Annotated in this window: 32 protein-coding genes; 6 read left to right on the forward strand and 26 right to left on the reverse strand. The window is 69.3% G+C overall.

Going from position 1 to position 24,243, the window contains the following annotated elements:
• Together Aph01nite_RS16880 and Aph01nite_RS16885 are read left to right on the forward strand one after the other, a co-directional pair.
• Complete coding sequence (locus Aph01nite_RS16880; protein ID WP_204041840.1) at positions 1-1,992, forward strand: MFS transporter; 1,992 nt, start codon at positions 1-3, stop codon at positions 1,990-1,992.
• An 82-nt stretch (positions 1,993-2,074) separates the two neighbouring features.
• Positions 2,075-2,890, forward strand: a complete 816-nt coding sequence (locus Aph01nite_RS16885) for a maleylpyruvate isomerase family mycothiol-dependent enzyme (protein WP_204041841.1) — start codon at positions 2,075-2,077, stop codon at positions 2,888-2,890.
• Between the two features lie 191 nt (positions 2,891-3,081).
• Here Aph01nite_RS16885 and Aph01nite_RS16890 read toward each other — a convergent pair whose 3' ends face one another.
• Together Aph01nite_RS16890 and Aph01nite_RS16895 are read right to left on the reverse strand one after the other, a co-directional pair.
• On the reverse strand, positions 3,082-4,218 hold the full coding sequence (locus tag Aph01nite_RS16890; protein WP_204041842.1) for a 50S ribosomal protein L11 methyltransferase: 1,137 nt from the start codon (positions 4,216-4,218) through the stop codon (positions 3,082-3,084).
• A 5-nt stretch (positions 4,219-4,223) separates the two neighbouring features.
• Complete coding sequence (locus Aph01nite_RS16895) at positions 4,224-5,084, reverse strand: radical SAM protein (protein WP_204041843.1); 861 nt, start codon at positions 5,082-5,084, stop codon at positions 4,224-4,226.
• Positions 5,085-5,325: 241 nt separating this feature from the next.
• On the opposite strand from Aph01nite_RS16895, the gene Aph01nite_RS16900 reads away from it, so the two are divergent.
• Positions 5,326-6,720 carry an AlbA family DNA-binding domain-containing protein gene (locus tag Aph01nite_RS16900; protein ID WP_204041844.1) on the forward strand — a complete coding sequence of 465 codons (1,395 nt, stop codon included), beginning with the start codon at positions 5,326-5,328 and terminating at the stop codon, positions 6,718-6,720.
• Between the two features lie 49 nt (positions 6,721-6,769).
• On the opposite strand, the gene Aph01nite_RS16905 is transcribed toward Aph01nite_RS16900, so the two are convergent.
• From Aph01nite_RS16905 to Aph01nite_RS16970, 14 genes are all read right to left on the reverse strand, one after another.
• The gene (locus Aph01nite_RS16905) at positions 6,770-7,009 is read right to left on the reverse strand and encodes a hypothetical protein (protein ID WP_204041845.1); all 240 of its coding nucleotides are present in this window, start codon (positions 7,007-7,009) and stop codon (positions 6,770-6,772) included.
• Positions 7,010-7,224: 215 nt separating this feature from the next.
• Positions 7,225-9,486: a DNA translocase FtsK gene (locus Aph01nite_RS16910; protein WP_204041846.1), complete on the reverse strand. Its 2,262-nt coding sequence runs from the start codon at positions 9,484-9,486 to the stop codon at positions 7,225-7,227.
• Positions 9,486-9,881, reverse strand: a complete 396-nt coding sequence (locus Aph01nite_RS16915) for a TraA-like protein (RefSeq protein WP_204041847.1) — start codon at positions 9,879-9,881, stop codon at positions 9,486-9,488. The genes Aph01nite_RS16910 and Aph01nite_RS16915 overlap by 1 nt, the downstream gene beginning before the upstream one ends.
• Positions 9,878-10,063 (reverse strand): hypothetical protein, encoded by a 186-nt coding sequence (locus Aph01nite_RS16920; protein ID WP_204041848.1) that lies wholly within the window; start codon positions 10,061-10,063, stop codon positions 9,878-9,880. The genes Aph01nite_RS16915 and Aph01nite_RS16920 overlap by 4 nt, the downstream gene beginning before the upstream one ends.
• Positions 10,060-10,311, reverse strand: coding sequence for a hypothetical protein (locus Aph01nite_RS16925; protein WP_204041849.1), 252 nt, complete (start codon positions 10,309-10,311; stop codon positions 10,060-10,062). The genes Aph01nite_RS16920 and Aph01nite_RS16925 overlap by 4 nt, the downstream gene beginning before the upstream one ends.
• Entirely contained in the window at positions 10,311-11,219 is a 909-nt protein-coding gene (locus tag Aph01nite_RS16930) for a DUF2637 domain-containing protein (RefSeq protein ID WP_204041850.1), read from the reverse strand. Before Aph01nite_RS16930 ends, Aph01nite_RS16925 begins: the two co-directional genes overlap by 1 nt.
• Positions 11,216-11,557 (reverse strand): hypothetical protein, encoded by a 342-nt coding sequence (locus tag Aph01nite_RS16935; protein WP_204041851.1) that lies wholly within the window; start codon positions 11,555-11,557, stop codon positions 11,216-11,218. The genes Aph01nite_RS16930 and Aph01nite_RS16935 overlap by 4 nt, the downstream gene beginning before the upstream one ends.
• On the reverse strand, positions 11,554-11,757 hold the full coding sequence (locus Aph01nite_RS16940) for a hypothetical protein (protein WP_204041852.1): 204 nt from the start codon (positions 11,755-11,757) through the stop codon (positions 11,554-11,556). The genes Aph01nite_RS16935 and Aph01nite_RS16940 overlap by 4 nt, the downstream gene beginning before the upstream one ends.
• Complete coding sequence (locus tag Aph01nite_RS16945; protein WP_204041853.1) at positions 11,757-12,065, reverse strand: hypothetical protein; 309 nt, start codon at positions 12,063-12,065, stop codon at positions 11,757-11,759. The genes Aph01nite_RS16940 and Aph01nite_RS16945 overlap by 1 nt, the downstream gene beginning before the upstream one ends.
• Positions 12,062-12,337, reverse strand: a complete 276-nt coding sequence (locus Aph01nite_RS16950; protein WP_204041854.1) for a hypothetical protein — start codon at positions 12,335-12,337, stop codon at positions 12,062-12,064. The genes Aph01nite_RS16945 and Aph01nite_RS16950 overlap by 4 nt, the downstream gene beginning before the upstream one ends.
• A complete protein-coding gene (locus Aph01nite_RS16955; RefSeq protein ID WP_204041855.1) occupies positions 12,334-12,618 on the reverse strand; it encodes a hypothetical protein in 285 nt (94 codons plus the stop codon). Before Aph01nite_RS16955 ends, Aph01nite_RS16950 begins: the two co-directional genes overlap by 4 nt.
• On the reverse strand, positions 12,615-12,842 hold the full coding sequence (locus Aph01nite_RS16960; protein WP_204041856.1) for a hypothetical protein: 228 nt from the start codon (positions 12,840-12,842) through the stop codon (positions 12,615-12,617). The genes Aph01nite_RS16955 and Aph01nite_RS16960 overlap by 4 nt, the downstream gene beginning before the upstream one ends.
• Positions 12,839-13,237, reverse strand: a complete 399-nt coding sequence (locus Aph01nite_RS16965; RefSeq protein ID WP_204041857.1) for a hypothetical protein — start codon at positions 13,235-13,237, stop codon at positions 12,839-12,841. The genes Aph01nite_RS16960 and Aph01nite_RS16965 overlap by 4 nt, the downstream gene beginning before the upstream one ends.
• On the reverse strand, positions 13,234-13,605 hold the full coding sequence (locus tag Aph01nite_RS16970) for a DUF6011 domain-containing protein (protein WP_204041858.1): 372 nt from the start codon (positions 13,603-13,605) through the stop codon (positions 13,234-13,236). Before Aph01nite_RS16970 ends, Aph01nite_RS16965 begins: the two co-directional genes overlap by 4 nt.
• 502 nt (positions 13,606-14,107) lie before the next feature.
• On the opposite strand from Aph01nite_RS16970, the gene Aph01nite_RS16975 reads away from it, so the two are divergent.
• Entirely contained in the window at positions 14,108-15,436 is a 1,329-nt protein-coding gene (locus Aph01nite_RS16975; protein WP_507762532.1) for a helix-turn-helix domain-containing protein, read from the forward strand.
• Positions 15,437-15,453: 17 nt separating this feature from the next.
• Here Aph01nite_RS16975 and Aph01nite_RS16980 read toward each other — a convergent pair whose 3' ends face one another.
• On the reverse strand, positions 15,454-15,954 hold the full coding sequence (locus tag Aph01nite_RS16980) for a hypothetical protein (protein ID WP_239161756.1): 501 nt from the start codon (positions 15,952-15,954) through the stop codon (positions 15,454-15,456).
• Between the two features lie 150 nt (positions 15,955-16,104).
• On the opposite strand from Aph01nite_RS16980, the gene Aph01nite_RS16985 reads away from it, so the two are divergent.
• The gene (locus Aph01nite_RS16985) at positions 16,105-16,548 is read left to right on the forward strand and encodes a hypothetical protein (protein ID WP_204041860.1); all 444 of its coding nucleotides are present in this window, start codon (positions 16,105-16,107) and stop codon (positions 16,546-16,548) included.
• Positions 16,549-16,754: 206 nt separating this feature from the next.
• Here Aph01nite_RS16985 and Aph01nite_RS16990 read toward each other — a convergent pair whose 3' ends face one another.
• A complete protein-coding gene (locus tag Aph01nite_RS16990) occupies positions 16,755-16,988 on the reverse strand; it encodes a hypothetical protein (RefSeq protein WP_204041861.1) in 234 nt (77 codons plus the stop codon).
• 71 nt (positions 16,989-17,059) lie between these two features.
• Between Aph01nite_RS16990 and Aph01nite_RS16995 the strand changes: the two genes are divergently transcribed.
• Positions 17,060-17,326 carry a transposase family protein gene (locus Aph01nite_RS16995; protein ID WP_239161757.1) on the forward strand — a complete coding sequence of 89 codons (267 nt, stop codon included), beginning with the start codon at positions 17,060-17,062 and terminating at the stop codon, positions 17,324-17,326.
• Here the strand turns inward: Aph01nite_RS16995 and Aph01nite_RS17000 are convergent.
• From Aph01nite_RS17000 to Aph01nite_RS17035, 8 genes are all read right to left on the reverse strand, one after another.
• Positions 17,319-17,540 carry a hypothetical protein gene (locus Aph01nite_RS17000; RefSeq protein WP_204041862.1) on the reverse strand — a complete coding sequence of 74 codons (222 nt, stop codon included), beginning with the start codon at positions 17,538-17,540 and terminating at the stop codon, positions 17,319-17,321. The genes Aph01nite_RS16995 and Aph01nite_RS17000 overlap by 8 nt on opposite strands.
• Positions 17,533-17,871, reverse strand: coding sequence for a PadR family transcriptional regulator (locus tag Aph01nite_RS17005; RefSeq protein ID WP_239161758.1), 339 nt, complete (start codon positions 17,869-17,871; stop codon positions 17,533-17,535). Before Aph01nite_RS17005 ends, Aph01nite_RS17000 begins: the two co-directional genes overlap by 8 nt.
• Positions 17,872-18,575: 704 nt before the next feature.
• The gene (locus tag Aph01nite_RS17010) at positions 18,576-18,764 is read right to left on the reverse strand and encodes a hypothetical protein (RefSeq protein ID WP_204041863.1); all 189 of its coding nucleotides are present in this window, start codon (positions 18,762-18,764) and stop codon (positions 18,576-18,578) included.
• 375 nt (positions 18,765-19,139) lie between these two features.
• Positions 19,140-22,337, reverse strand: a complete 3,198-nt coding sequence (locus Aph01nite_RS17015) for a phage tail protein (RefSeq protein WP_204041864.1) — start codon at positions 22,335-22,337, stop codon at positions 19,140-19,142.
• Positions 22,338-22,418: 81 nt separating this feature from the next.
• Positions 22,419-22,721: a hypothetical protein gene (locus Aph01nite_RS17020; protein WP_204041865.1), complete on the reverse strand. Its 303-nt coding sequence runs from the start codon at positions 22,719-22,721 to the stop codon at positions 22,419-22,421.
• 77 nt (positions 22,722-22,798) lie between these two features.
• Positions 22,799-22,939, reverse strand: coding sequence for a hypothetical protein (locus Aph01nite_RS17025; RefSeq protein WP_204041866.1), 141 nt, complete (start codon positions 22,937-22,939; stop codon positions 22,799-22,801).
• Between the two features lie 83 nt (positions 22,940-23,022).
• Positions 23,023-23,574 carry a hypothetical protein gene (locus Aph01nite_RS17030; protein ID WP_204041867.1) on the reverse strand — a complete coding sequence of 184 codons (552 nt, stop codon included), beginning with the start codon at positions 23,572-23,574 and terminating at the stop codon, positions 23,023-23,025.
• Positions 23,575-23,640: 66 nt separating this feature from the next.
• A complete protein-coding gene (locus Aph01nite_RS17035; protein WP_204041868.1) occupies positions 23,641-24,174 on the reverse strand; it encodes a hypothetical protein in 534 nt (177 codons plus the stop codon).
• Between the last annotated feature and the right edge of the window lie 69 nt (positions 24,175-24,243).

Raw genomic sequence — 24,243 nt, forward strand, 5'->3', positions numbered from 1 at the left:
ATGGAGGAAAGGGCTGATCGCGGTATCTGGGTGATCATCGGGGCGCTCATGCTCGCCCTCCTGCTCGCCGCGCTCGACCAGACCATCGTCTCCACCGCCCTGCCCACCATCGTCAGCGACTTCGGCGGCCTCAACCACCTCTCCTGGGTGGTCACCGCCTACCTGCTCGCCTCCACCGTCTCCGCCCCCCTCTGGGGCAAACTCGGCGACCAGTACGGCCGCAAGCGCCTCTTCCAGCTCGCCATCACGGTCTTCCTGGTCGCCTCCGCGCTCTGCGGGCTGGCCCTCGGCCTGCCGCAGCTGATCTTCTTCAGGGCGCTCCAGGGCCTGGGCGGCGGCGGCCTCATGGCGCTGGCCATGGCCATCATCGGCGACGTGGTCTCGCCCCGCGACCGCGGCCGCTACCAGGGCTTCTTCGGCGGGGTCTTCGCCTTCGCCAGCGTGGTCGGCCCGCTCATCGGCGGCCTGTTCGTGGACCATCTCAGCTGGCGCTGGGTGTTCTACGTCAACCTGCCCATCGGGCTGGTCGCGCTGGTGGCGATCACTTCGGCCCTGCCGGGCCGTACCGAGCGGACCTCGCACCGGATCGACTACCGCGGCGCCGCCGTGCTCACCGCCGCGGTCACCTGCGTCGTGATGCTCACCGCCTGGGGCGGCGCCGTACACGCCTGGGACTCGCCGGTGATCGTCGTGCTGGCGGCCGTCGCGGCCGGGCTGGTGGCCCTGTTCGTCCAGGTCGAGCACCGGGCCGCCGAGCCGGTGCTGCCGCCGCACCTGTTCCGCGACGGCGTCTTCACCGTCTGCGCCCTGCTCGGTTTCATCGCCGGGTTCGCCATGATGGGGTCGCTGGCCTACCTGCCGCTCTTCCTCCAGGTCGCGCACGGCGTCTCGGCCACCATCTCGGGCCTCTACCTGCTGCCCCTCATGGTCGGCATGCTCGGCATGTCCATCACCACCGGCCAGCTGATCAGCAGGACCGGCTACTACCGCGGCTTCCCCATCCTCGGCATGGCCGTCGCCACCGCCGGCATGCTGCTGCTGCACACCGTGGACGAGCACACCCCGCTGGCGCTCTGCGGCGTCTACTTCTTCGTGCTCGGCGCGGGCCTCGGCCTGGTCATGCAGGTCCTGGTGATCGCCGTCCAGAACGTGGTCGACTACCGCAACCTGGGCGTGGCGACCTCCTCCGTCGTCTTCTTCCGCTCCATCGGCGGCTCCTTCGGCGTCTCCGTCTTCGGCTCGATCTTCGCGAGCCGGCTGGCCGACAACGTCACGGCCGCCCTGCGCGGCCAGGACCCGCCGGTCGCCTTCGACCCCACGCGCATCCAGGGCGACCCCAAAGTCCTCGACCAGCTGCCGCCGGAGCTCGCCGCCCGTCTCCTGCACGCCTTCTCCGAGTCGCTCACCACGATCTTCCTCTACGCGGCGCCCATCACCCTGCTCGGCTTCGCCCTCGCCTGGCTCCTGCGCCAGGTCCCGCTCCGCACCACCATCGGCACCGCCGCCTGCGACCTCGGCGACGGGTACGGCAGGCCCCGCGCCGACTCCTCCCAGGCCGAGATCGAACGCTGCCTCAGCAACCTGATGCGCAAGGACCCGGCCGCCGTCTCCCTCTACACCGACCTGGCCCGCCGCGCCGGATACTCCTTCTCCGCCGGCACCACCTGGGTGCTCTGCCGCGTCGCCCGCGAGGGCAGGATCGGCCGCGCCGCCCTGGCCGAACGCGCCGGCTACACCGCCGAGGAGGACACCCCCTACGTGGACCCGCTGGTCAGACGCGGCCTGATCGAACGCGACGGCTCCCAGCTGGCCATCACCGGCGCCGGCCTCCAGGCGGCCCAGCGCATCATCCGGATCCGGCGAGCCGCCCTCGCCCGCCACCTCGACGGCTGGGACCCGGCCGCCAATCCCGAGCTCACCGACCTGCTCACCCGCCTCGCCACCGAGACCGTCGGCGGCGACCAGGACGCCCGTCCCGCGCACTCCAGATGATCCTTGACAGGCTCCGCCATCTGGTTGAATCTTCAATTTGCGCGCGGCACCGGAGGCGCGGCGATCAGCAAGGAGACCTGACATGAGCGAATGGGACGCCACCAGCGTCGAAGGCAAAGACACCATCCTGCGGGTGGTACGCGAGGAGGCCGAGCGCTTCTTCGCCCTCGCGGAACCCGAGGACGCCTGGGAGGCCCCCACCGCCTGCGCGGGCTGGCACGTCCGAGACGTCGTCGCGCACATCGTCGACACCACCGAGGGCTACTTCGCCGCCTTCGACGTGGCCCGCGCCGGCTCCCAGGCCGCCGACCCGTACGGCCTGCCCGCCATGGGCGCCCGCGTCAACGAACAGGCCATCTCCTTCCGCGACACCACCCAGAAGGAACTCCTGGACCGGGCCCGCGCCGACTTCGAGAAGATGCAGGGCATCCTGACCGACCTCACCCCCGAGGAATGGACCGGCTTCCTGGTCACCCACCCCTACATGGGCCCCGTCCCCGCGTACTTCTACGCCGCCGGCCAGCTCATGGACTTCGGCGTGCACTCCTGGGACATCCGCGAGGGCACCGGCCGCAACCACGCCATGTCCGGCGACGCCGCCGACCTCCTGGTCCCGTTCATGCTGGTCCTCTGGCAGTACACCATCAAGGCGGGCGCCGACCTCACCCCCTTCTCCGTGGGCCTCCGCATCGGCGGCCGCAACGGCGGCGACTTCCGCGTCGACGTCACCCCCGAAGGCATGGCGTACGCCCCCGGCGACGTCGGCGACCTCCCCGCCGTCATCGAGTTCGACGCCGCCAGCATGGTCCTCACCACCTTCGGCCGCGGCAACTTCGGCACCGTCCGCGGCAACCTCGACACCGCCAACCGCTTCCTCAACCTCTTCTTCCGCATCTAGCCCCAAACTGGGACATTTCGGCCTGCCGCTCTACGGAGTGTCAGGCCGTTGACCTGTAAAGGCGTCAGTGGCCGCCGGTTGCCGTCGGTGGCCAATGGTGGCTATCTGACGGCCCACAGACGGCCCAGCGCGACCGGCGGCCCCCAATCGGTAGCCTTCGCGGCCCGTTGTTGCCGTCCACTCCGCTATGGTCAGTCGATGGTGGCCGACCAGCGTCCACGCTGCAGGCGGATCGACCCATCGGGCGAGACCCGGACCCGGGCGCCGTACAGCGGCAGCGCGCCGTGCTGTAGCCAGTAGTCCCGAACCCGGTCCAGTTCGTCCCAGAGGCGGCGTGGACCGCCCTGGTGGACGGTCGGCAGGTCTTCCCCGGTCGACTCGGCGCGGGCCCATGACCCGTCCTCGTGGACCATGACGGCCGTACGGGCGTCGCCGTTCTCCTCGTAGGAGTGCTCGATGCCCGGCGCTGCGATCTCCAGCATCGAGCGGATTTCCCAGGTGTCGCCGTTGACCATGTCCAGCACCGGGAACCGGGACGGCTCCACGCTGTCGCCCTCGGCGGTCTGTGCGGTGGACACCAGATCGTCGAGTCCGGGCGGGTAGTCGGCGCCCTCGCGGCTGGACATGAACATCGCCCAGTCCCGGGCGACTTGCCCGGCTGCCCCACCGTCTTCGGTCTTGTCGGCCACGACGATCAGCGACGTGCCGGCGATGGTGGTGACGAACCGCCCGCCGGGGCGCAGCGCATCCAGCCAGGAGGCAGGGATGGGCTTCACGGACACGGTGGCCACGATCCGGTCGTGCTCCCCTGGGAGAGGCCCTGTCGCGTCCACGGCCATGAGGGCGGGAAGCAGGCCGACTGCGGCGAGCCGTTCGCCGGCCGCCTTGAACAGGTAGGGGTCGACGTCCACGCTCGTGACCCGCTCGGCGCCGAGCAGGCGGGCCAGCAGCCCGGCGCCGTACCCGGAACCGGTGCCGACATCGAGCACGTCCAGTCCTGGATGGATGTTGGCGTGCCCGAACATGGTCAGGACCAGGGACGGCAAGGTCGAGGACGAAGTCGGGTAGCCACGGGCGCGGTCCTCGGGCGTGGCGTGGTCGGCGTGCAGGGTGCCGATCTGGGTCACCAATGTTCGATCGGAGTAGGCGGCGCGCACCCACGAGCCCGGGTCAGCCGGGCCGTCCTGGACGGTGCGGCCGCCCGGCCCGGGTGCCCACCAGCGGGGCACGAGAAGGTGACGGGGCGTCGAGGCGACGGGTTCGCGCCATCGGGAGCGGGGGTGGGTGACCTGCTCTGCGAGGCGTTGCGCGTGCGATGCCCAGTCCATGGGCCCTATTCTCCGTCGACCTGCTGGGCAGGGGCGCAGTCGTTGCCATCGCTGGCGGGGGCACATTCCGGGCCGCATACCCTGGCTTGGGCGGGGACGTGGGCCAGCCATTCACGCCACGTCAGTCCGGCCACGATGCGGCTCAGCGGTTCGGCCCGGACGTCGCCGGCGACCATCCAGTGGGCCATCACGCATGGGGTGATCTGGCCCGTCGGGGAAACCGCCACGCGGTGGTCGCCGCACCGTCCGCACAGCTGCGACGGGTCCGCCCGACCTCCCGGACGTCCGCGCCCGATGCCGCGCAGCTGGTCGACGCGGATCCCGGTCACACCGAGCGCGTCGAGCTCGGCCCGCGCCTGCTCGACCCGCTGGCCCGGTAGAACGTGCACGACAGATGCCCGTACGGGAATGCCGAGCCCGACCGCCCTGATGATGTTGGCGCGGGTCCGCGCGTAGCCGTCGGCCCGGCCGGTGATCCGCGCATGCTCGCTGGCGTCGTCTGAGTAGTAGCTGGTGGCCAGGGATACACCCGGCCGCGCAAGCACGTCCCACCAGGGCTCGCGGATCCGGTACAGGTTCGTGAACACCTCGACGGGCACGCCGACCTCGACGGTGTGGGCGAGGATCCGTGCGAACTCGGGGTGCAGGGTGGGTTCGCCGCCGATGAACTGGACGCGGGCACCCAGCGCCGCGGCGTCGCTGATCAGGTGACACCAATCGTCGCCGGTCATGGAGCCGTGGGAGACGGTCGGCCCCGAGTCGGCGTAGCAGTGAACGCAGGCGAGCTGGCAGCGGCCGGTCAGCTCTAGGGCGACGTGCCAGCCGGTGAGTGCGGAGTGGGTGGCGCTCTCGTGCAGAACGGTCATCGGCGTGACCTTCCTCGACGGGGGGCGGCCTGTGTCGGTCCCGGTTGGAGGGTACGCCGGATCGATGATCGGCGGTGCGCCGCATGGGACGATTCCGTGTCCTGCGGGCATTCGTCACCAGCACCCCCGTTCACTTCGAGTGCTGTGTAAATGACCAGACATTTCAGAGGCAAGAGCGATAGAAGAGATCCTGGGGCTTGGAAAAGAAGAGGGGGGTTGTTTGATGTTTCGCTCACGACGCTTGGAGAAGCTGTTCGGCGTCGCCAGTCTCGCCGAGATCACGTACAGCCACATCGAGGCGGTGCTCGACGTTCCGGAAGCAGCGGAGGCCGAGGACCTCGACTACAAGAGGATCTACAAGGTAGGCGAGGACGGGTGCGAGGACGTCTCCGAAGACATCGCGGTAGACATCGCCACGTTCGCCAATCACCGCGGCGGCATGATCGTGGTTGGAGTCGCCGAGGCGAGAGGCGTCCCGACCAAGATTCTCCCGATCGAGGTTGGCGACCAGTTGCGCCGACGCATCGACCAGGCGGCCTCCGGTCGGATCTCTATGACGCCGGTCTACCAGATCAGGTTCGTCACGGCCGCCGAGGGCGACAAGACAGGCATAGCGCTGATCATGGTGCCGCCCAGTGCACTCGCACCACACGCGGTGCTGGCTCCCCGGGACGAAAGGCTTCGCTATCCACGACGTAACGGCAGTAGCAAGATCTGGCTGAGCGAGAGCGAGGTCGCGTCGGCATACCGGCGCCGCTTCGTTGCAGCGGAGGCGAACGACGCTCGGCTCCTCACCCTTGAAACCGACTCCATGGTCGGCGTCGAGCGTATGGGCTCAGCCCCGGACGCTTACCCCACACCGCTCCTTGTCGTGTCCCTCGTTCCTGAGGCACCAGGAGATCTGATCATCGACAACGACTCCTACCGGCGTTTCACAGAAGAGATCAGAGAGCAAGTCGTCATGGTCGGCAACCCGGCCGGGCAATGGCCCGAGGCCAATCAGCCATCGATCGGACACCGCCGACTCATCGCCTCGTCAGCTGGCTCCGGGCTACACCGACGAGCCGAACTGCACGCCGATGGGTGTGGGACTTTTGCGGTCCAGTTTTCTGATGTCGCTGACCGCCGAGAAGAAGGTGACAAGCCGGTCGCGGTTCTCGACTCCCGCGTGGTGGTTTGGACTGCGGCGGCTCTGCGCTACCTCGCCCGCCACGCTCAGCAGCGCGCCGGCGCATCCGGCCTGGCCACTACGCGCGCAAGCATGGTCACTGACGCTTCCATGCACCAGGCAATCAAGGTCACCAACCCTGCTGAGCTAAGGAACGCAGCGAGGCTGGTCGAGCTCCACACCTTCAAGGGCTGGAGTTCCAACACGCGGCCGCTCGGCAAGGAGTCCCTGCCTTTCGCGGCGGGTTCCGCCACGTTCATCCTCGACGACCTCATCGAGGATGGCCGGTCGCTCGCGGCGGCGGCGGCACAGCTCGCTGGAGATCTGTTCCAGGCGTACGGGGCTGTCGAGCCTCTCCAGGTCTCACGAGAGGGGACGATCCGCCTGGACGGATGGGGCCCAATGTCGAGAGAGGCCAAGGAATGGGCCGCGTTTGCCAGCATCCCAATGGACAGCGAGGGCGACTGAGCCCTCGACGGAGAGACCTGGGTCGCGCGTACGGCTGCGCGTGGTGCGCCTATCGCTGGACGGGCACACACTGCGGGTAGTCGGTCCCGGTCGAGCAGCTGCCCTGGTCGGCGTCGTCCACCAGGACGCGCACCTTGGCCCCTCCGTGGCCGGGCTTGATGATGAGCCATCGGCCGTCTCGCCCGCTCACGGTGCCGGGCGGCCCGCCGGGGACCGCGTACCACGTCTCCGCCTTGCAGGCGGTGGTGAGCGTCAGGGCGAGGAGCAGGGCGAGAACAGCTCGTCGCATGGGGGGCCTCCTGGGGTCGCGCGTACGGCTGCGCGTGGGCTGCGCGCTCTCGAGATTTTCGATCTTGAATAGGGGTGCAACGGGGGTGCAACGCCCCCCTGCAACGAAGGGTGCAACGACGGGGTGCAACAGGGGTGCCACACCGCCTCTGACCTGTGACCCCCTCGCCCGTTGCACCCCCTCCCCTCCGCGAGGGTGCAACGGGCGCGGGCGGGCTACTCCGGGCGGGTGAGCATCAGGTGGCGCTGCGCGTCCTCGTCGTACCCGAGCACCTCGTCCCCGCGCAGCTTCCGCAGGCGGCCCTGTGCCCACTGGCGGGTCATGTCCGTGCTCGACCACAGCGGGGACAGGTCGCCGGTCTGGAAATCCCGCCGGCCGCCATCCCACCAGTCCTGCAACAGGGTGATGAGCGCGGCGTGCCGGGCCTCCGGCGTCATCGACTCGCCGCGATCGAACGTCCACGGCGGCTCGCCCTCGTCGATGTCGGGGATCTCGTCGTCCATCCCGGCCTGCACGTCCGGGTCCGGGTCGTCGCCGGGCGGCAGGTACTCGCCCACCACGTCCTCGTCGTCGTCCACACCGTCCTCCTCCTGGTCGTCGTCTTCGTGGCCGCGCAGATCGTCCAGCACCTCGTCGAGCTCGTCGGCGCCGCGCAGCACCTTGGGCGCTGCGTTCTCGCGCGCCGGGCCGAGAACCCCGGCGTCCTGAAGAGCGGCCACGAGCTCTCGGGCCTGCTCCCACGGCACACGCAGCTTGCGCTGAAGCATCTGGGGAGAGCCGAACTGGGTGGTGACGACGAGCTCGGCGGCTTGGACGAGCAGCTCCCGGTCAATGGGAGGTTGGTCCACCACCGCCGTGGCGGTGGCCTGCGCAGACGCGGGCGACTGGACGAGCTTTGCCAGCCGGGCCGTGCCTTCGTCCACCTGCTTGGCGGCGGCCGGGAACAGCGCGGCGTGCTCGCGCATCGCCGCGGTGGCCACCTCGTCGTCGAACTCCTCGCCGACCATGCCCCACGCGAACGTCCGCAGCGGCATCGCGATGCGGTCCCGGGGGATCGTGGGCGCGCCCAGGTAGGCCATGCCCGGCTGCCCGTTCTCCCACAGCTCCGGCCGGGCGCCGGCCTCCTCCATGGCCTCCGACAGGCCGAAGGAGGCATCACCGGAGTTGGCGACGCCGAAGCACATGTTGCCGAGCTGGCCGCGCGCGATCGTGGGCATCTGGGTGTAGTCGGAGCGCTGGAGGGACAGCACGACGGTGCCGCCGGCGGATCGCAGGGCCTTGACCAGGGACAGGAACTGTTCCATCTCGGAGTCGGTGAGCGCGTCGAGGATGTCGGGGCACTCCTCCAGCCAGATGATCCAGTACGTCAGGCCGCATCCCTGCCGCCACTTGGTGAGCCCGCGCGCGGACAGCTGGTTGGTGCGGTTCTTCACCTCCGCCTGAAGGTCGCGCAGCATGGCGCGGGCGCCCGCGGTGGTGTCCTCGAAGCGGTGCAGGGACTCCTCCAGCGGCCCGAGCGTCTGCCGGCCTTTGGTGACGTCGGCGGCGAACACCGCGACGTCTACGCGGGTGATGGCGTCTCCGAGGATGTTCCAGCAGCCGCCGATGGACTTGCCCGCGCCGGACATGCCCATCAGCTGGAGGTGGTGGCCCACGATGACGTAGAGGACGTCGTCCAGGTCCTGCCACAGCCCGATCCGCAGAGCGTCCGCGATCGACCCGCCCGGCAGAGAAGGACCCGGCCAGGGCAGCGGGCGCTTCATGACGCGCGGATCGGAGAAGACGGCCTTGGCCTTGCTGGCGTCGTCGGGGTCAATCGAGGTGGTCACCGACCCGGGCGGCAGGCCCATGCCCGACTCGATGTAGGGCGCCCGCCGCTGGAAGTCGTCGGCCACCTGCTTGCCGGCCTCCAGCTGAATGTCCGCCTCGATCTTGTGCTCGGTGCGGGCGGTAGTGCGGGCCTCAATCGCGGGCATGCCCGCCTTAGCCGCCGCGGTGCCGAACAGCGCGGTCAGCGGGTCGTTGGCGATGGCCGGGACGTCGACCTGCTTGACCCTGATGACCGTCCGGATGTTGAAGCTGAGCGCGAGGGTGACGCCGCCGATGACGTAGGCGCGGCCGGTGGCGGTCGAGAGCGGCCCGCTGATGGTGGCCGCGCACACCCACATCCCGGCCAGGGCGGTGGTCAGCGTGGTGTGCGCCCGGCCGGTGGTGCTGCGGGCGTGGGACTGGTGCCAGGTCAGCCACGTCAGGACCAGCGCGCACAGGGTGATCCCTGCCGTGGTCCAGGCGACCACCTGCGGGTCGTCGCTGCGCAGGGTGAAATGGAAGGCCGCGCCGAGCCCGAGCAGCAGCAGGCCGATCGCCCACGGGGAGGCGTACAGCAGGACCTTGCTCACCTCGCGCGCGGCCACCTGGCTCATGCCGCCCGGCTCGGACGGCGGCGTCTCGACGCGGATGCTGGTGGTGCGGGCCATCACACGTCCTTCCAGTTGAAGGTGGACGGCCTGTTCTCCGGCTTGGCCTGCGGGAGCACGTCCACGAACTCCTTGCGGAACTGGGCGTGGAACTTCACCAGCTCGACCGCCGCGGCGCGCTGAAGGGTGGCCGCGCGCTGGAGCCGCTTGACCGTCCGCTTGGCCTTCCGCCGGACGTCGGGCGCGCCGAGCAGGGCGAGCACCGGGTGGCCCTTGAAGCTGCGGATCAGGACGGCGTACAGCTCGTCGGCGCCCATCCCGAACTCCTCGCTCAGGTCCCGGCAGAGCGCGCGGCCCTCGCGGGAGTAGGCGGTGATGGCGGCCGGGCCCGCCCACGGGATGTTGGCGAGTTCGGGGATGCGGTTGCGGCCGGGCCGAGGTTCGGGGGTGGTCAACGGTGCTCCTTAATCAAGGCGGCGAACTGGCGGGCCATGGTCGAGACGCGGCGGGTGCCGAACACGGCGGACACGTACGCGTCCAGCGCGCCCAGCAGGAGGATCGCGGCGGTGCCGAGGTCCACCAGCGCGAGCATCAACCGGTGCAGCGCCAGCAGCGCGATGTAGCGGGCCTGGTTCATGGCTTGGCCCTCCGGGTGAGGGAGATCCGGATGCTCGCGCGGGCCAGCAGGCGGGATGCTGCGCTGCGTGCGGCGAGCACTCCGGCGGCGCCGGCGAACAGGCCTACGCCGAACGCGACGAGCGGGGCGATGCGGTCGAGGCGGGAGGCGGTGAGCCCGAGCGCCCACAGGGTGAGCGCGATGACGGCCAGGCCGAACCAGTCGCCCGCGCTCGCCTTGCACCCGGCGGCCTTCCTGCGGGTGGCCATCACGCACCGGTCCCGTTCACTGCGGCGGGGTGCCGCTCACGCAGCTTGGTCAGGCCAGGCCCGGCGAGGACTTCGGCCGGGGTGAGCCCGGCCACCAGCTCCTCGTCGGTCGGCTCGGCCGGGCCGGCGTTGGCCAGCGGCGCGAGGATCGCGGCCGCGCGTTGGCGGCTGATGCCGTACCGGCTGACCAGCTGGCCGGGCTCGGGCCTGTCCCCGGTCACGGAGTAGTCGGCCTGGACCGCGCCCACGACCACCTCGCCGATCAGCTGGCGGGCCTGGGGTCGGGTCAGTTTGAACCGGTCACTCAGCCCGCGTTCGGAGATTGGGTGGCCGTCGGCGACGGAGGCTTCGTAAGCGGTGCGAGCCGCCTCGACAGCCGTGCGCGGAACGGTAGGCGTCAGGACCGGCATGTCGAGTTCGGGTTCGGCAGGCTGGTCATCCTCTCGTACGGCAGCCGCCGGTTCGGCGACCGCCGCACCCCGGCGGAGCATGCCCATCAGGAGTTCGTACGCCACCACCAGGACCAGCGGCGCGACGGCGCTGATCAGGCGGGATTCCGGTCCGCCCGACCAGCCGTGAGCCACGTTGGCGGCGAGGGTTGCGAGAGCGCCGGCGGCGAGGGTGATCCGGGCGAGCCATGGCGCGGACTGGCCGCGCTTGGACGAGTCCAGCATCACCAGGCTGGCCATGGCGATCATGCCGTCGATGAGGACGGGCAGCGTCCATGCCAGTTCGACCGGGTCGCCTGCCTTGCGGGCCAACCCGAACTGGTGCCGGAAGCTGACGTAGGCGGCGACGGCGGCGATGACGCTCACGACGAGGATCGCGGCGCGGCGCGTGGCCGGGTTCGTGACCGGCGGTGACGGGTGTGTGGTCTCCGGTCCGTGCGGTGGCTGGTTGGTGTTCACCAGCGGCCTCCAATCGCCAGGCCGCCGTGCATGAGGGCCTCGCCGAACTTCAGGGTGTCGTCGGGTGACAGGGTCAGCAGGAGACTGCCGAGGGCCTCGGCGAGGTCGTCGGCGAGGTCGAAGGTCTGCCGCACGGCCGGCCCCAGGTAGCCGTCGGACAGCACCAGGTGCACGTGCTCACGTTCGGCGTCGCCGCGCAGGCTCACCTCGACGTGAAGCGCGCCGGTGCGGCTTTCGAGCGCGGCCAGCTTCCGCCAGTGCACGGTGGGCTCGGCCCGGCGTTCGTGGCCGTCCGGTTCGATACACCACGCGAAGGTCTGGCATTGCGGCGTCGTCATCGCGCGGCCCCCGCTTCCTCGCGCGCCGCGCGCTCCATCTCGGCACCGATCAGGGCCAGGCGGGTCGCGGTCACCTCGGCCAGGTTGGCGGCCAGGTAGGCGAGCACGGCCATCTCCTGCGCCTCGCTGAGGTTGTTGAGGAACTCGCGGAAGTTCTGGCCGGGGTCGTCGCCCACGATCAGGGACACGATCTCGTCCATCAGACCGCCCCTTCTCCGCAGGTCGGCGCACCGTAACCTCGGTTACGGTGGGACTGGTCAGCCGCGCGGGCGCGGGCGGTCATGGCCAGCAGCGCGTACGCGACGGCGTCGGCCTGCTCCAGGCTCATCTCGTCGGCGCTGCCGTACAGGGCCACCGTGGGCGACCCGCCGGCCACCACGGACAGGTACACGGCGCCCGGGATGCCCCCGGACATCTGACGCTGGAAGAGCGGCACGGGGATGGGCGCGGCGTCGCACATGTCGAGCTCGGGCGAGTGGTCGGCGCACCACGGAGTCAGGCACGTCATCGCGCGGCCCTCCCACACGTCGGAGAGGTGCATCCGGGGCGGCCACAGTCGGGCGACGTGGCCACGACCGTGGAGACGTCGTCCGGGGCGGCGCGCAGGGCCATGACGCGCATCACGGCCTCGTTCATGATCTCCTGCTCGGTGGCGGTCAAGCCGTTGGAGACCACCTGCTTGGTGGGCGTGACCGCGCCCTCGATGCCGTGGCGGTCGATCATCTCCAGGGCCAGTACGGCGCCGCTGAACATGCCCAGCCTGTATCGGTCGGCTTTCATCGACCCCACCCCCGGCAGGTCGGGGAGGCGCAGTCCTCGCGGGTGCACGCGCCGGGCGGGCAGACCACCCCGGCCAGGTCGTCGGGCGGGAGGCGCAGGGCCACGATCCGCTGCACGGCGTCGTAAAGGATCTCGTGCTCTTCCTCGGACAGGACTGCCGAGATACTCCGGTCGGTGGAGAATACGGCGGCGTCGAAGCCGTAGAGGCCGACCAGTTCCAGGGTCAGCGCGGAGCCGGCGGCGATGCCGATCGCGTACACGTTCTCGTTCAGGTCCTTCACGACGTCACCGCCTTGCGGCGCTCGGCCAGCTCGACGACGGGGGCCAGCGGGCGGGACGGGGTGTACGGCTGCTGCATCGCCTCGATCTCCAGGCGCATGCTGGCCAGGGTGTAGCTGTTGGCGATCAGCTGGCGGTAGATCGCGGCCATCTCGGGGGAAGCGACCTCGCCGGCGGCGAGACGGCGCTCCAGTTCGCGGGTGGCGAGGGCGAGTTCGGCACTCATCGGGCCTCACCTGCCAGCAGGGCGGCGCCCTGGTTCAGCCGCTCGCCGAGCGTGCGGAGCTCGCGCAGGGTCAGCCGTTCCAGCAGCCACGCGAGGACGGCCGCCTGCTCGGCGGTGAAGTCGCCGTGGCCGCGCTCTTCGCGGGTGGGGCCGCGCCAGTAGACGCGCACGTTGGCGGGCTTCTCGCTGGCGTCGGACTGGAAGGGTTCGCCCTCGACGGCGGCGTACTCGACCTGGATGAGGCCGGCTTCGGCGCTGACGTCGAGGCGTCTGGTGGCCTGGCCGAGGTCGCGCCAGTGGACACGGCGGCCGTCCTGGGAGCCGTGGCCGATGGCGGCCGCGGTGTTGCTGCCGGGCGCGCACCAGGCGGGGCACGGCGGGGACATGTCGTTCACGAGGCCACCACCTTCCGGCCAACGGTGGCTGTGATGATGTGCACGGCCAAGCGGTGGTAGCAGAGGTGGCCGCGCTGACCGGCCGGGCACGTGCAGGAGCCCGGCCTGATCAGATAGTGGGTGGTGCCGTCCGTCGACACGGCGGTGAACATCTCGAACCGGGACGTCCGGACGATCGCACCCTGCTCGATGGCCTCCCACGCCTTGTCCATCTGGGTGGCGCTGAAACCCTCAGGGGTGGGCTTGGTCGTGGCCAGGGACATGAGCGTCCGGCACTGTCGGCCGTAGCCGCGCTGGATGCTCTCCGGCGACGTTAAGTTGCGACCGCAGCGCAGGCACGACGCAGTCGAGGCCCTAAGATCGGGCATACGTCTTCCTCCTGTTGTGGCAGGTGGTCGATGAGGGCCTGTTCTGGTGCTCCAACACCGGGCAGGCCCGCTCTTTTGTTGTGCCTTGACCGTATGCCTAACCCACTCACCTGTCAACGGCAGACACTCGGGTGTTTGTCGCACTCGCGCAATAGAGACATACGCGAGGGGAAGGCTTACACTTCGCCCATGAGCGGACGCCCACAGCATCCTTGGACTCCAGTAGGCATCGACGGTATCGCCGACGCTCTCGGCGTCTCCGTGCATACAGTCGTTACCTGGCGGCACCGTTCGGCCAAGGAGTGGGTGACCGTCGAGAAGTTCCCCGAGCCAGCGGGAAAGATCTCCAACAGGGCATGGTGGTGGCTCGCTGACGTCCTCGAATGGGCGCGTAAAACGGGACGTCTGAAGGAATAGCGCGCTCATACCGCCATTGAGAGCCGAGTCGGACGGGTGACCAACGGGTCTAGCAGGGGCAGGTAGGGGTCAGGAGGGGTCTCCAGTGGCCGATCTCGAACCACCGGCGCATCCGCTCGCCGATGCACGTCGTCAACGAGGATGGTCCCAGGAGACCCTGGCCGCACTCATGCGCGCCCGTGGCCTCGGCACGACCCGCAAGACCGTCACCCGATGGGAACGTGGGGTAGTCCCCGACGCGGCGGCTCAGGCTGTACTACGCGAGCTGTTCGAGGTGAGCCGCGAGGCGTACGCCCGTACGAGTTGGCCGCGCTGGCTACCAACCGGGGCAGTGGCGGGGGCGACAGAGACGTGGGATCGGGAAGGAACCGTCCGAGCACTCGACAACGTCACGGAGGAGGCGCCTGTGGACCGCCGGAGGTTCATCGTTCTCGCGGGGGCCGAGATCCTCCTCCCCGTCTTCCAATGGCGCCTGAACCCCGGGCCGTGGATCGCCTACCAGGAGGACGGCCGCCAGGTCAGTACGGCGCTCGTTGACGAGATCGAACAGCTGATGGCCACGCGCCGGCGGATGGACGACGAGCACGGCGGCGGGGCGCTGCTCTCCGCGCTGAACGCGGATCTCCGGTTCATCACCGACCTGCTCAAGAACGGCAGCTACCAGAACGAGACCGGCCGCCGCCTCTACGCCACGGCGGCCGAGGCCGCGCGCCTCGCCGGATGGGCCGCCGCAGAGAGCGGCCGGTACGCGGCGGCCCAGTCCTACTACCTGGCCGCGCTGCGAGCCACGAGCGCCGTCGGCGACCGCGCGTTGGGCGTGAATGTCGTCGGCTTCATGGGCACGCTCTCGTACGCGACGGGCCGCCTCGATGACGCGACCAAGCTCATGGACCTGGCCGCCGCCGAGTCGGCCAAGACGCCGGAAGCCGTGCAGGCGATGACGTGGGCTCGGCTCGGTCGGGCGTACGCGAAGGTGGCCGACCAGAACACGGCACGGGCCGCGCTCAACCGTGCGAGCGAGTTGCTCGGCCGCGCGGTGGTCGGCGATGCACCGCCGTGGGCTTACTGGGTTGACGAGACTCGCATCTCAGCACAGCTCGGCCGCGCGCTCTACGACATGGGGGACTACCTCGGCGCTGAGCGGGAGCTGACGGCCGCAGTCGCGTCCTGCGGGGAGCGGTATCCCCGGGATCGGGCGACGTGGCTCGGACGCGTGGCCACGGCGCAGTTGCGGAGAGGGCGCCTCGACGAGAGCTGTATGACCGCGCGGCGCGTGGTCGACCTGCTCGCCGACCAGGTCGACACCAGCCGCGGTTCGGGCCTGTTACGGACGTTCAGCGGCGAACTGGCCGCGCGCGGCCCCTCTGCAGTCGGCCGGGAGTTCGCCGAGTACGCGACTGCGCGGCTTGCGTGACGGTCGGACTCAGTGAGCTAGCGGGACGTGCTCGGGGTGGGGGTCGTGATCGGGGTGGACGTTGAACCACCCGCCGTATCGTTTACGACCACGCTCGGCGGTTCTGAGCCCGGCGATAGAGGTCCGCTGATCTTGTCCACAACTGGGGCAATGGCGTTATACATCCTCTCCGAGAGAGGATCGCTAGACCTTGCTGAAGAGAAGGACCAGTCCGCGAGAAGTTCCAGGTAGTCGACCAGTTGTGCCCCGCTTAGCTCCACGACCACGGTGCTATCGCCCACCCCCGTGTCCTTGACGGATTTCGCCTTGACCTCGACAAACCCCGGCTGCTTGCTGGTGCGCTCCCAGAGATCCTTCGCGCATGTGATCCGGAACGTCACGACGCCGGCGGCTTTGCGAAGGCGCTCATCATGCTGCTCAGGGTAAGAGCCGCAACCGGCGAGGCTGATCGCCAGAATGGCGAGCGCGAGCGCTTGAAGTATTCGCCTGGCGAGCCGCAGGCAGCCTAGATTCCCCACCAACAGACCGTAGATTGAGCGCTGCCATTCGTCTGCTCGCGGCGGCGCTCAAAATCTGTCGCTGGACGATCAGTAGGCTCGCGCTTTGATGGCCGGGCAGGTCGTGGTACGGACTGGCACCCGCGGACCGGATGCGGCAGATTCACCCGCATGACCACTTGGGAAGACAGAGACCTGCCCGTCCTCACGGCCGTCCTGGAAATGGCCGAGAAGGGCCGCGCACCCATGGACGGCTACGAGATCGCCGAGTACCTCGGCTGGGATGAGCTCACCGTCCAGCGCTCTCTCGTCGCGCTCGCCGGCGAGCGCCCGCCCTTCTTCGAGTTCACCGACACCACCGACTTCGATAGCGACGGACAGGAGATCAGCGGAATCCACAGTCCGACAGGTCATGCGCGCCGGGCCGTGGGTGCGTGGCCGACACCGGAGTCTCTGGCCGAGCGGCTTGTCGCTGCGTTGGAGAAGGCCGCGGCCGACGCCGAGCCCGAGCAAGCTGGCCATCTCCGCAAGACGGCGCTGTGGCTGCGGGAGAACGGCCAGGCCGTTGCGCTCGGCGTGGTCGGTAACGCGCTGTCGAAAGGCATCGGGTTGTGATCAGGTCTCTACGTGGCGACCTCTCGTCGTCCTGAGATGGTCCGTTTTCGTGGCTCGCGTGACTCGCAAGCTCGCGTGGGTGGGTGTCTGCGAGCCATGCGAGCCATGCGAGCCACGGTTCGCGGCCTCTCTAGGAGGAGCAGGTCGGTGTCTTCTCCGATGGCAACGCCGTAGCAAACGGCTAGCAACTTGCTAAGGACTGGCCCTCACTCCGTCGAACGGATGAGTTGATCCGCCCGAGCCTGCTCTTCGGGGGTGACCTGGTCGGGGTTGTTGCTGTAGGCGATGTAGCTCCCGGGATGGATGGCGTTTTCCAGATGGAGGGCGAACCTGACGAGAGGGGTCCAGTGGTCGAAGTGGCCCAACTTAGCTTCGATCTCCACGGTGTATTCCCTGGGCTGGAACTTGAACCCGCTGTTCGGCGAACCGAAGTCCACCACGATCTCGACCGCCTTCCGCCCCTCGACCGAGAAGACCGCTGGGAAGTCCTTGAAATCGCCAGTGTCCGCCGTTGCTGGCAGATCCGGCTTACGAAGGGGCCGGTCACGGCGTCCACACTCCGGTCAAGCAGCCCGCCGATGGCCGTGAGCTGGACATTGACACGCGTACCAGAAACGCGCTTCTGCGTTCTCTCCGTTGCTTGGGAGAACGGGGGTTCGCATTGCTGAAGCAGCGGTGGCGGATCCTTCAGCATGTTTCTCTCAGCCCCAGCCGTGTCGGAGACCTCGCCAAATCCGCACTCGTTCTGCTGCACTTCGAGCACGGCAAGATCACGTAGAAGTTGCTGGGATTACCTCACTGATTGCACGGTCGAGAGCATCGGCGAGCTCGTGCGCATAGGGGACAGCATGGCCGAGCGCGAGGCTGTCGGTGAACTCGTCGTCGCGGGCGAAGTCGCGGGCGTATATGAGCTCGCCAGTCACGTTGCTGGTGAGTTCGGAGGCGCGATAGAAGCTGTCGCTGACGATGCTGACGAAGGCGCGATCAGTCACGAGGCACCGCGGGGAGCAGCCGGGAACGAAGCCCGAACAAATTGGCGATCTTGGTCGGTGCCTGGGCGAGAGCCTTGTGCGCCTGTTCCGCTCCGTCCGGAGTGAGACGGTAGTAGCGGCGGCGGGGCCGACCGGCGGCGTGTGGGTCGATATCCTCGAAATGCGACTCCAGCCAGCCGATGCCCTCGAACCTGACCAGAATCGGGTGGATAGTCCCGGGCTGGAGTCCGGCGGCGTGGCAGATTTCCAGGCCGTACATCTCGCGGGTGGGGTCCTCCAGGAGGGCGCGCAGGACGAGCTGCGTCTGGAGGGTCATGCGCGGAGTACCCATACCTGAACTCTAACTAGGGTCAGTCTTTCGCGGGGGTGAGAGCGACCTAACCCGCGACGGCCTCGTGCCCGCCGAGTCAAGCATTCCGGGCACCGTGCGGGCCGCAAACGGCCCGTACATACGTTCGGGAGGCTTCGGCTACCCGAACGAGCGCTCGCACACCTACGGCGATCCTGGGCACTCCTACGGTGGTCTGGCACTTCCGTAGGGGAGACGATCCGGGGGTTTCGCTCGATGCGATCTCTTGTTCCCGAACGGCCACTCGCTCAGCGGGGTTGACTGGCCGGGGCGCGCGTCGGCGCGACGCTGTCATGGCCAGATGTATTTCGGCCCCCCTTGTTCTGGGCATGTAGCATGTCCAGAACATCTCGGAAAACCTACATAAAGCACCCCGAAAGTGGGACATACCACTGAGGAGTTGTGTCACGTCTGACACGAGTGACATACCCTAACCAACATGCGGGATCGGGCAATCTATCTCATGGGGAGTCCGAAATCACCGATGGATCTGCGATCCTTCCGCGATGCCACCCGCGAGACACTAGGATTCCTCATCGTGACATCTCGACTACAGATTGTTACGTTGAGGGGTACGGAAAAGGGAGGACCCGCACCGAGTTTCGCGAGAACTCGGAGAACAGCAGGCCCTCCCGGAAGGCGGCCCTGGGCCTTTGCACCCTTCTGGAGTGCTTAGCCCAGGGCTGCTAGCCCACGAACTCCATCACGATGTCCTGGATGAACCGGCCTGCCGAGGTGAGGGCCTGGAAGGCCAGCCACCTCTTCATGGCCTTGTCCGCAGGGGTTCGCGAAGGGTTTCCCCCCTCGCCCGCGTCGGTCGACGCTGCTTCGGGGGTTGTACGCCTGGACGAGTCCAGGTTCTTGCTCGGGTCCATCACTGTCCCCTTTGATCAGTGATCTAAGCCCTCCTGCCCCCTGTGAGGAGGCGAGCCCGGGTTCCGCGGGTCGGGAAACCGGGCGGGCGCCGGCGGGCCCTTTGCCAGACGTCCGTACGGCTCGTCTGACGTGGCCACGCGATCACATAGAACGACTCTAGCTGAAACTCAGGGGGCAGTTGTGCCTGCCGGGAGTCGAACGCACCGCCGACTCAGCCTTCAATCACCGCTTAAGGTGCGCATGGGGACAAAGTCACCGACTTGGCCCTTCGATCTGCGGCTCCCCCGGCGACTTTTCCTGGGCTGGCGGGGAGACATCAGGGACGTTGATCATTTTAACGGCCTAGGCGCAATGCGTCCCCCAGACCATCCAAATCACCCGTACTCGGCTTCCATGCGGCGCAGTTCCTCCCGCAGCCACCGCACGATGTTCCGGGCGGCGATCGGGTCGGTGAAGTCCCAGACGCCCCGGATTTCGATCCGGTCGATGTTGACAGTCCGGGCGCCAGCCGCCGTGGCACCGGCAACCGGTCCCGCGCCGGACATCACGGCCGCGGCGCCGGCCATCGCCTGCTCGACCATGTCCCGGCCGGCTGAGCGGACCACCGCCGAGTTGTCGGAGATGCCCTTGGCGACGCCGGGCGGGATCCAGCGGCCGACCTTCTCGGCGAACAGGACGGACGGGGAGCGGATGCCGAGGGCGTCCCGCACCCACTGCGGCATGATCGCGGAGAAGAAGTTGTGGATCGCGCTTCGCAGCCAGTCGAACTGGGAGTTCATGCCGTTCCAGAACCCGATGATCAGGTTCTGGCCGATGACGTGGGCGGCCCGGCTCACCGCCGTGACGGCGGCGTTCAGCCAGTCCAGCACCCCCGAGAACACGGACGTGATCGCGCGGGCGATGACCGGCAGACCGTCGGCCAGCTGGCGCAGCACCGCCACCAGGCCCTCACCGGCCGCCTGCGCGCCCCGCATCGCGGCCTCGGCCATCTGCGCCGCGGCGGCGGCCACCTGCCCGGCCTGGCCCTGGATGCCCTGCACCAGGCCGGCCGGGATCTGCCCGCCCATCTCCGCGAACACCGTCGAAGGGCTGGCGATGCCGAGCAGGTCTTTGGCCCAGTCGGGCAGCAGCGCCCCGAAGAACTCCCCGATCTTGGTTTTGAACCAGTCCCAGGCGCCGAGGATGCCGTTCCACAGGCCGGTGACCAGGTTCTTGCCGGTGTCCACCAGCAGGGCGCCCAGGTCGCCGATCGCGGTCAGCACCTTGCCGGGCAGCTCTTTGATCCAGGTGAGGAGCTGGGTGAACTTCTCGACCGCGAAGTCTTTGGCGCGGCCGATCGCCCCGGTGATTTTGTCCCAGGTGTCGGTGAAGAAGTCCTTGATCCCGTTCCAGACTTTCTCCCAGGTGGTGCCGAACGCGGCCAGCGCCACGTTGACGACGCCCTTGAGCGCCTCCCAGGCGGTGGTGAACAGGCCCTTGAGCGCGTCCCACACCCCGCTGAAGATCTTCTTGACGCCTTCCCATGCCTTGGACCAGTCGCCGGTGAAGATGCCGATGAAGACGTCGAACACGCCGCCGATGGCGGTGAGGATGCCGTCGACCACGTCGAGGATGCCGCCGAAGATGCCGCCGACCGCGTCCAGCAGCGGTTGCCCGATCCGGTTCCACACGGCGCCGATCAGCTCGAAGACGGAGGTGACGATTTCGCCGATCTTGGAGAAGATCGAGCCGAGTTTCTCGCCCCACCCGGAGACGGTCTCCTGGTTGTCGGTAAACCACGCGACCACGTCCGTGAAGATCGTCTTGACGGTCTCGAACGCCTTGGACGCGATCGGCAGCACCGTGTCCCGGATGTTGGCGATCATCCGGCCGAGCCAGGAATCCTCCGACAACCCCTTGCCGGTCAGCCAGTCCACGCCCTGCCTGATCCAGCCGACCAGGGTCGACAGGGCGGGTGCCACCACGTCGCGGGTCAGCACCGCCAACCCGTTCAAGACCGGGATCAGCACCTGAGCGAGGGCGGGCAGGAGCGGGGCCAGCGCGATCAGCAACGCTCCGAACGCCTCGGCCATCGTGGTCAGCGCGCCCGAGTCGGCCAGCTGCCGCACCGTGACGCCCAACGCGCCGAACACCGCGGCGATGCCGGGCCCGAGCGCTTGCAGGGCGGGCGTGACGGCCTGGACGGCACCGGACAGGACCGGCCCGACCACCTCGGCCAGGCCCGCCACGGTGGGGGCCAGCTGGCCGAGCGCGCCGAACACGTCCTTGAGCACCGGCATGAAGGCGCGGCCAGCCGCCCCCAGCGCGCCGAAGATCTCAACCAGCGCCGTCTGGCCCTCGGCGGATGCCAGGAACTGGTTGACGCCGTCCAGCAGCTGGCCGACCACGCCGAGCGCGCTGCCGCCGGCGGTCTCCATCGCCTTGAACACCGAGGCGCCGATGCCGCCGATGTCGCCCAGGACGGCGCCGACCTGCTTGAGCACGTCGACCGCGGAGTTCATCCACGCCGTCGCCTGACCGGAGGCCGCGATCTGCGACATCCACTCGCCGAAGGTGGTCAGCATGTTCTGCAGACCGGGCGCGAAGGAAGCCAGCCAGGACGACCCGGCCACCCCCAGATCCGTGAAGCCCGTGAGCAGCGGGGTCAGGGCGGCGCCGACCGCGGCCACCAGCGTCCGGGTATCCCCCAGGACGGCGTTGACCTGGCCGATGGTGCCCGGGGCGGTGCCGAAGTCCAGGAAGCGCCGTACCAGGCCGCCGAACTCCTGGCCCAGCGCGGCAATCGCGGGCTGGAGCGCGGACAGGGCGGTCAGCCAGCGGGCCAGCTGGCCGTTGATCTGGGACAGGAACGCGTCCTGCGCGGCGGCTTTGAACTCGTGGATGCGCGGGATCAGCGCGTCGTACTCGTTGATGAACGCCCGGCCGCTGTCCGACAGCTTGCTCACCGCGGCGGCCAGCGCCTCCAGGTTCCCGGACCGGGCCGCCGCCATGGCTTCGCCGAGTCCGCCCGTCGCCAGCTTCCACACGCTGATCGCGGCGGCAGCGCTCAGGGCCAGGCCCGGCAGCGCGGCCGTGATGCCGAGCAGCGGCATGAGCTCGGCGACGAACAGGGTCACGAACCCGGCCGCCGATGCCGCCGCGGCGCCGATGGCGGCGACCCCGCCCGCCAGCGTGGTCAGCTTGAGGCTGCCGGTCAGGACGCCGCCGAGGCCAGCCAGGGATCCGGTCAGGCCGCCGATCAGCGACCGGCCGAGCCCGGAACCCAGATCCCCCAGCCGGGCGAGCAGCCGCCCCCGCTGGCGGTCGATGCCGTCGCCGAGGCCGCGGCCGAACTCCTGCCCGCTGTCGCGGCCCATCTCGCGGTGCGCAGCGGCGAACCTGCCTCGCGCGTCCCTCAGGCGGCCATCAGCGGAGCGGGTGAACCCGGCGCCGAACTCCGCGCCCGCCGTCGTGCCGGCCTGCTGGAAGTTGCGGTCCCCGCGGATCTCGTCGCGGACCTCCCGGCCGACGTCCTCGTGACCGCGCGCGTGGATGTCGACCCAAGCGTCTGCGATCTTGAAGCCTTCAGGCATTCGAACTCCCGGTGAAGGGGCGGGCTCACCGGGAGAGAGCCCGCCCTACCTGGGAGATCGACAATCGAACGCTTCCGCGCCTCATCCGCGAGGCGAAGCCTCCACCAGCACCAGTTCGGCGATGGCCCGCGACAGCAGCTCATCCGCCTCCCCGCCGGCCAGCTCATCCAGCAGCGCCAGCGCGGTCCGCAGGAGGGCCGAGCACAGCGCCGCCATGACGGCGCCTTCCTGGCCCGGCACCCTGAGCACCTCGTCCTCAAGCAGGACGTGCGCGGCGTCGGGCACGTCGGGATCGCGCAGGTGCTTCATGGCCGCCAGGACAACGCGGCCGATGGTGGGATCGGTGTGGCTGAACTCCGCTACCAGGCGGTCCAGGGCGTTCACGTCCCCTGCTCCTTCCAGCTGGCGTGGCCTCCCGGGAGCTGTCCCCATCGCGATGACGGCCCCCGGGAGGGGACTGGTCAGGCCGCGTCGTCCCCCGAACCGCCGGGCTTCACGGGCTTCCAGGCGCGGCGGAGAAGCTTCGCCGCCTGGAGTTCGGAGGCGGTCGGCGCGGGACCGGTGTCGTCCCACTGCTCACCGCCAGGGGTACTGTCTGGCAAGGGTCCTTGCTCGCCATCGGGAGCGGCCCGGCCGAGCAGCTTCAGGGCCTGCCGCTCGGTAGCCGTCCGCCGCCGGCGGGCCGTCATGACCCACCGCCGGACGCGCCGGGGTCCTCGCCCCTCAGCCGCGCCTCTTCGGCCGCGTTCTTCGCCTTCGCGTCCTCGACCAGCCGCCACAGCGCCAGGTCGGTCGGATCCACCGGAGTGACCGTCACGTCAGCCTTGATGACCGCGTTCGCGCCGACCAGCTTGGCGACCGCCTCGGCGATCCGGGTCAGCCGGTCGATCGCGGCCAGCACGGGCGCCGAGTCGATGAGCGGCTCGCCCGTGGAAGGGTCGTAGATGACCTTGCCCTGCTGGACGAGGATGTGCCGGCTGGTCATCACCTTGTAGGCGCGGACGGCGTACATGTCGAGCCGGTCCAGCAGCATCGCGCGGTAGTGGTCCACGAGCGGGTCGACGCGCTCCCGGAGCGCGTCCGAGATTCGCACGGACACGGTGCTGGGCGCGAGCCCCAGTTCCTTGCCGATCTCCCGCAGCGACTTACCGGTCAGCCGCAGCTCGTACGCGGCCACCGTCTGTTCTGCGATCTTGGCGTCGTTGGATTTCCTGCTTGGTGTGGGTCCGGCGTTCATGCCCGGCCCCCCTTTCCTCGGGTGTTCGGGATTCAGCGTTCGACCGCCCTGGCGCGTCCGGGCTGGTCAGTTGAGGGCGTCCAGCGCGGCGACAAGCCCGACCTTGGAGCCGATCCCCTCACCGTGGAAGGCATGGTCCAGGGCCTGGAGGGCGGGGACGTCGCTCGCCCGGACGTGCTGACGGCCGAGGGAGAGCGCGGCGTGGGCGATGTAGTCCACGATCGCCTCCCGGAGTTCGCCGGTGAGTTCGCGGACGCGCTGGGCGGCTTCCCGCTGCTGTCCGGCGTGGTGGGCGGTGATGCCGGGGTCGGCGAGGGCGGCGGCGAACGCGGCCCACTCCTTGTCGAGCCGCCGGGAGGTGTCGGCGACGTCGGCTTGGGCGCTCGCGTGCTGTTCGGCGTCGTGGCTTTGGAGCCGGCGGGCGGCGGCCTCGATGCCGTGCAGGGTGTCGGCGGCCTCCTTGGCGTCGGTGTGGGCTTCGACCAGGCGCCGGTACGCCTCGACGAGGCGCGGGTGCCCGTACTCCTCGACGTCGGGCAGGTTCAGGACGGCCGCGTGGTGGCGGAGGCTGAGTTGGAGGGTTGCGGAGAGTCGTTCCATGGGATTGGTCCCTTCGGTGGGGCGCTGGTCGGGGGTTGGTCGAAAGCGGGCGAGGAAACATCGGGAGTG

This window comes from Acrocarpospora phusangensis, assembly GCF_016862995.1.
In the GTDB taxonomy this organism is placed as follows: domain Bacteria; phylum Actinomycetota; class Actinomycetes; order Streptosporangiales; family Streptosporangiaceae; genus Acrocarpospora; species Acrocarpospora phusangensis.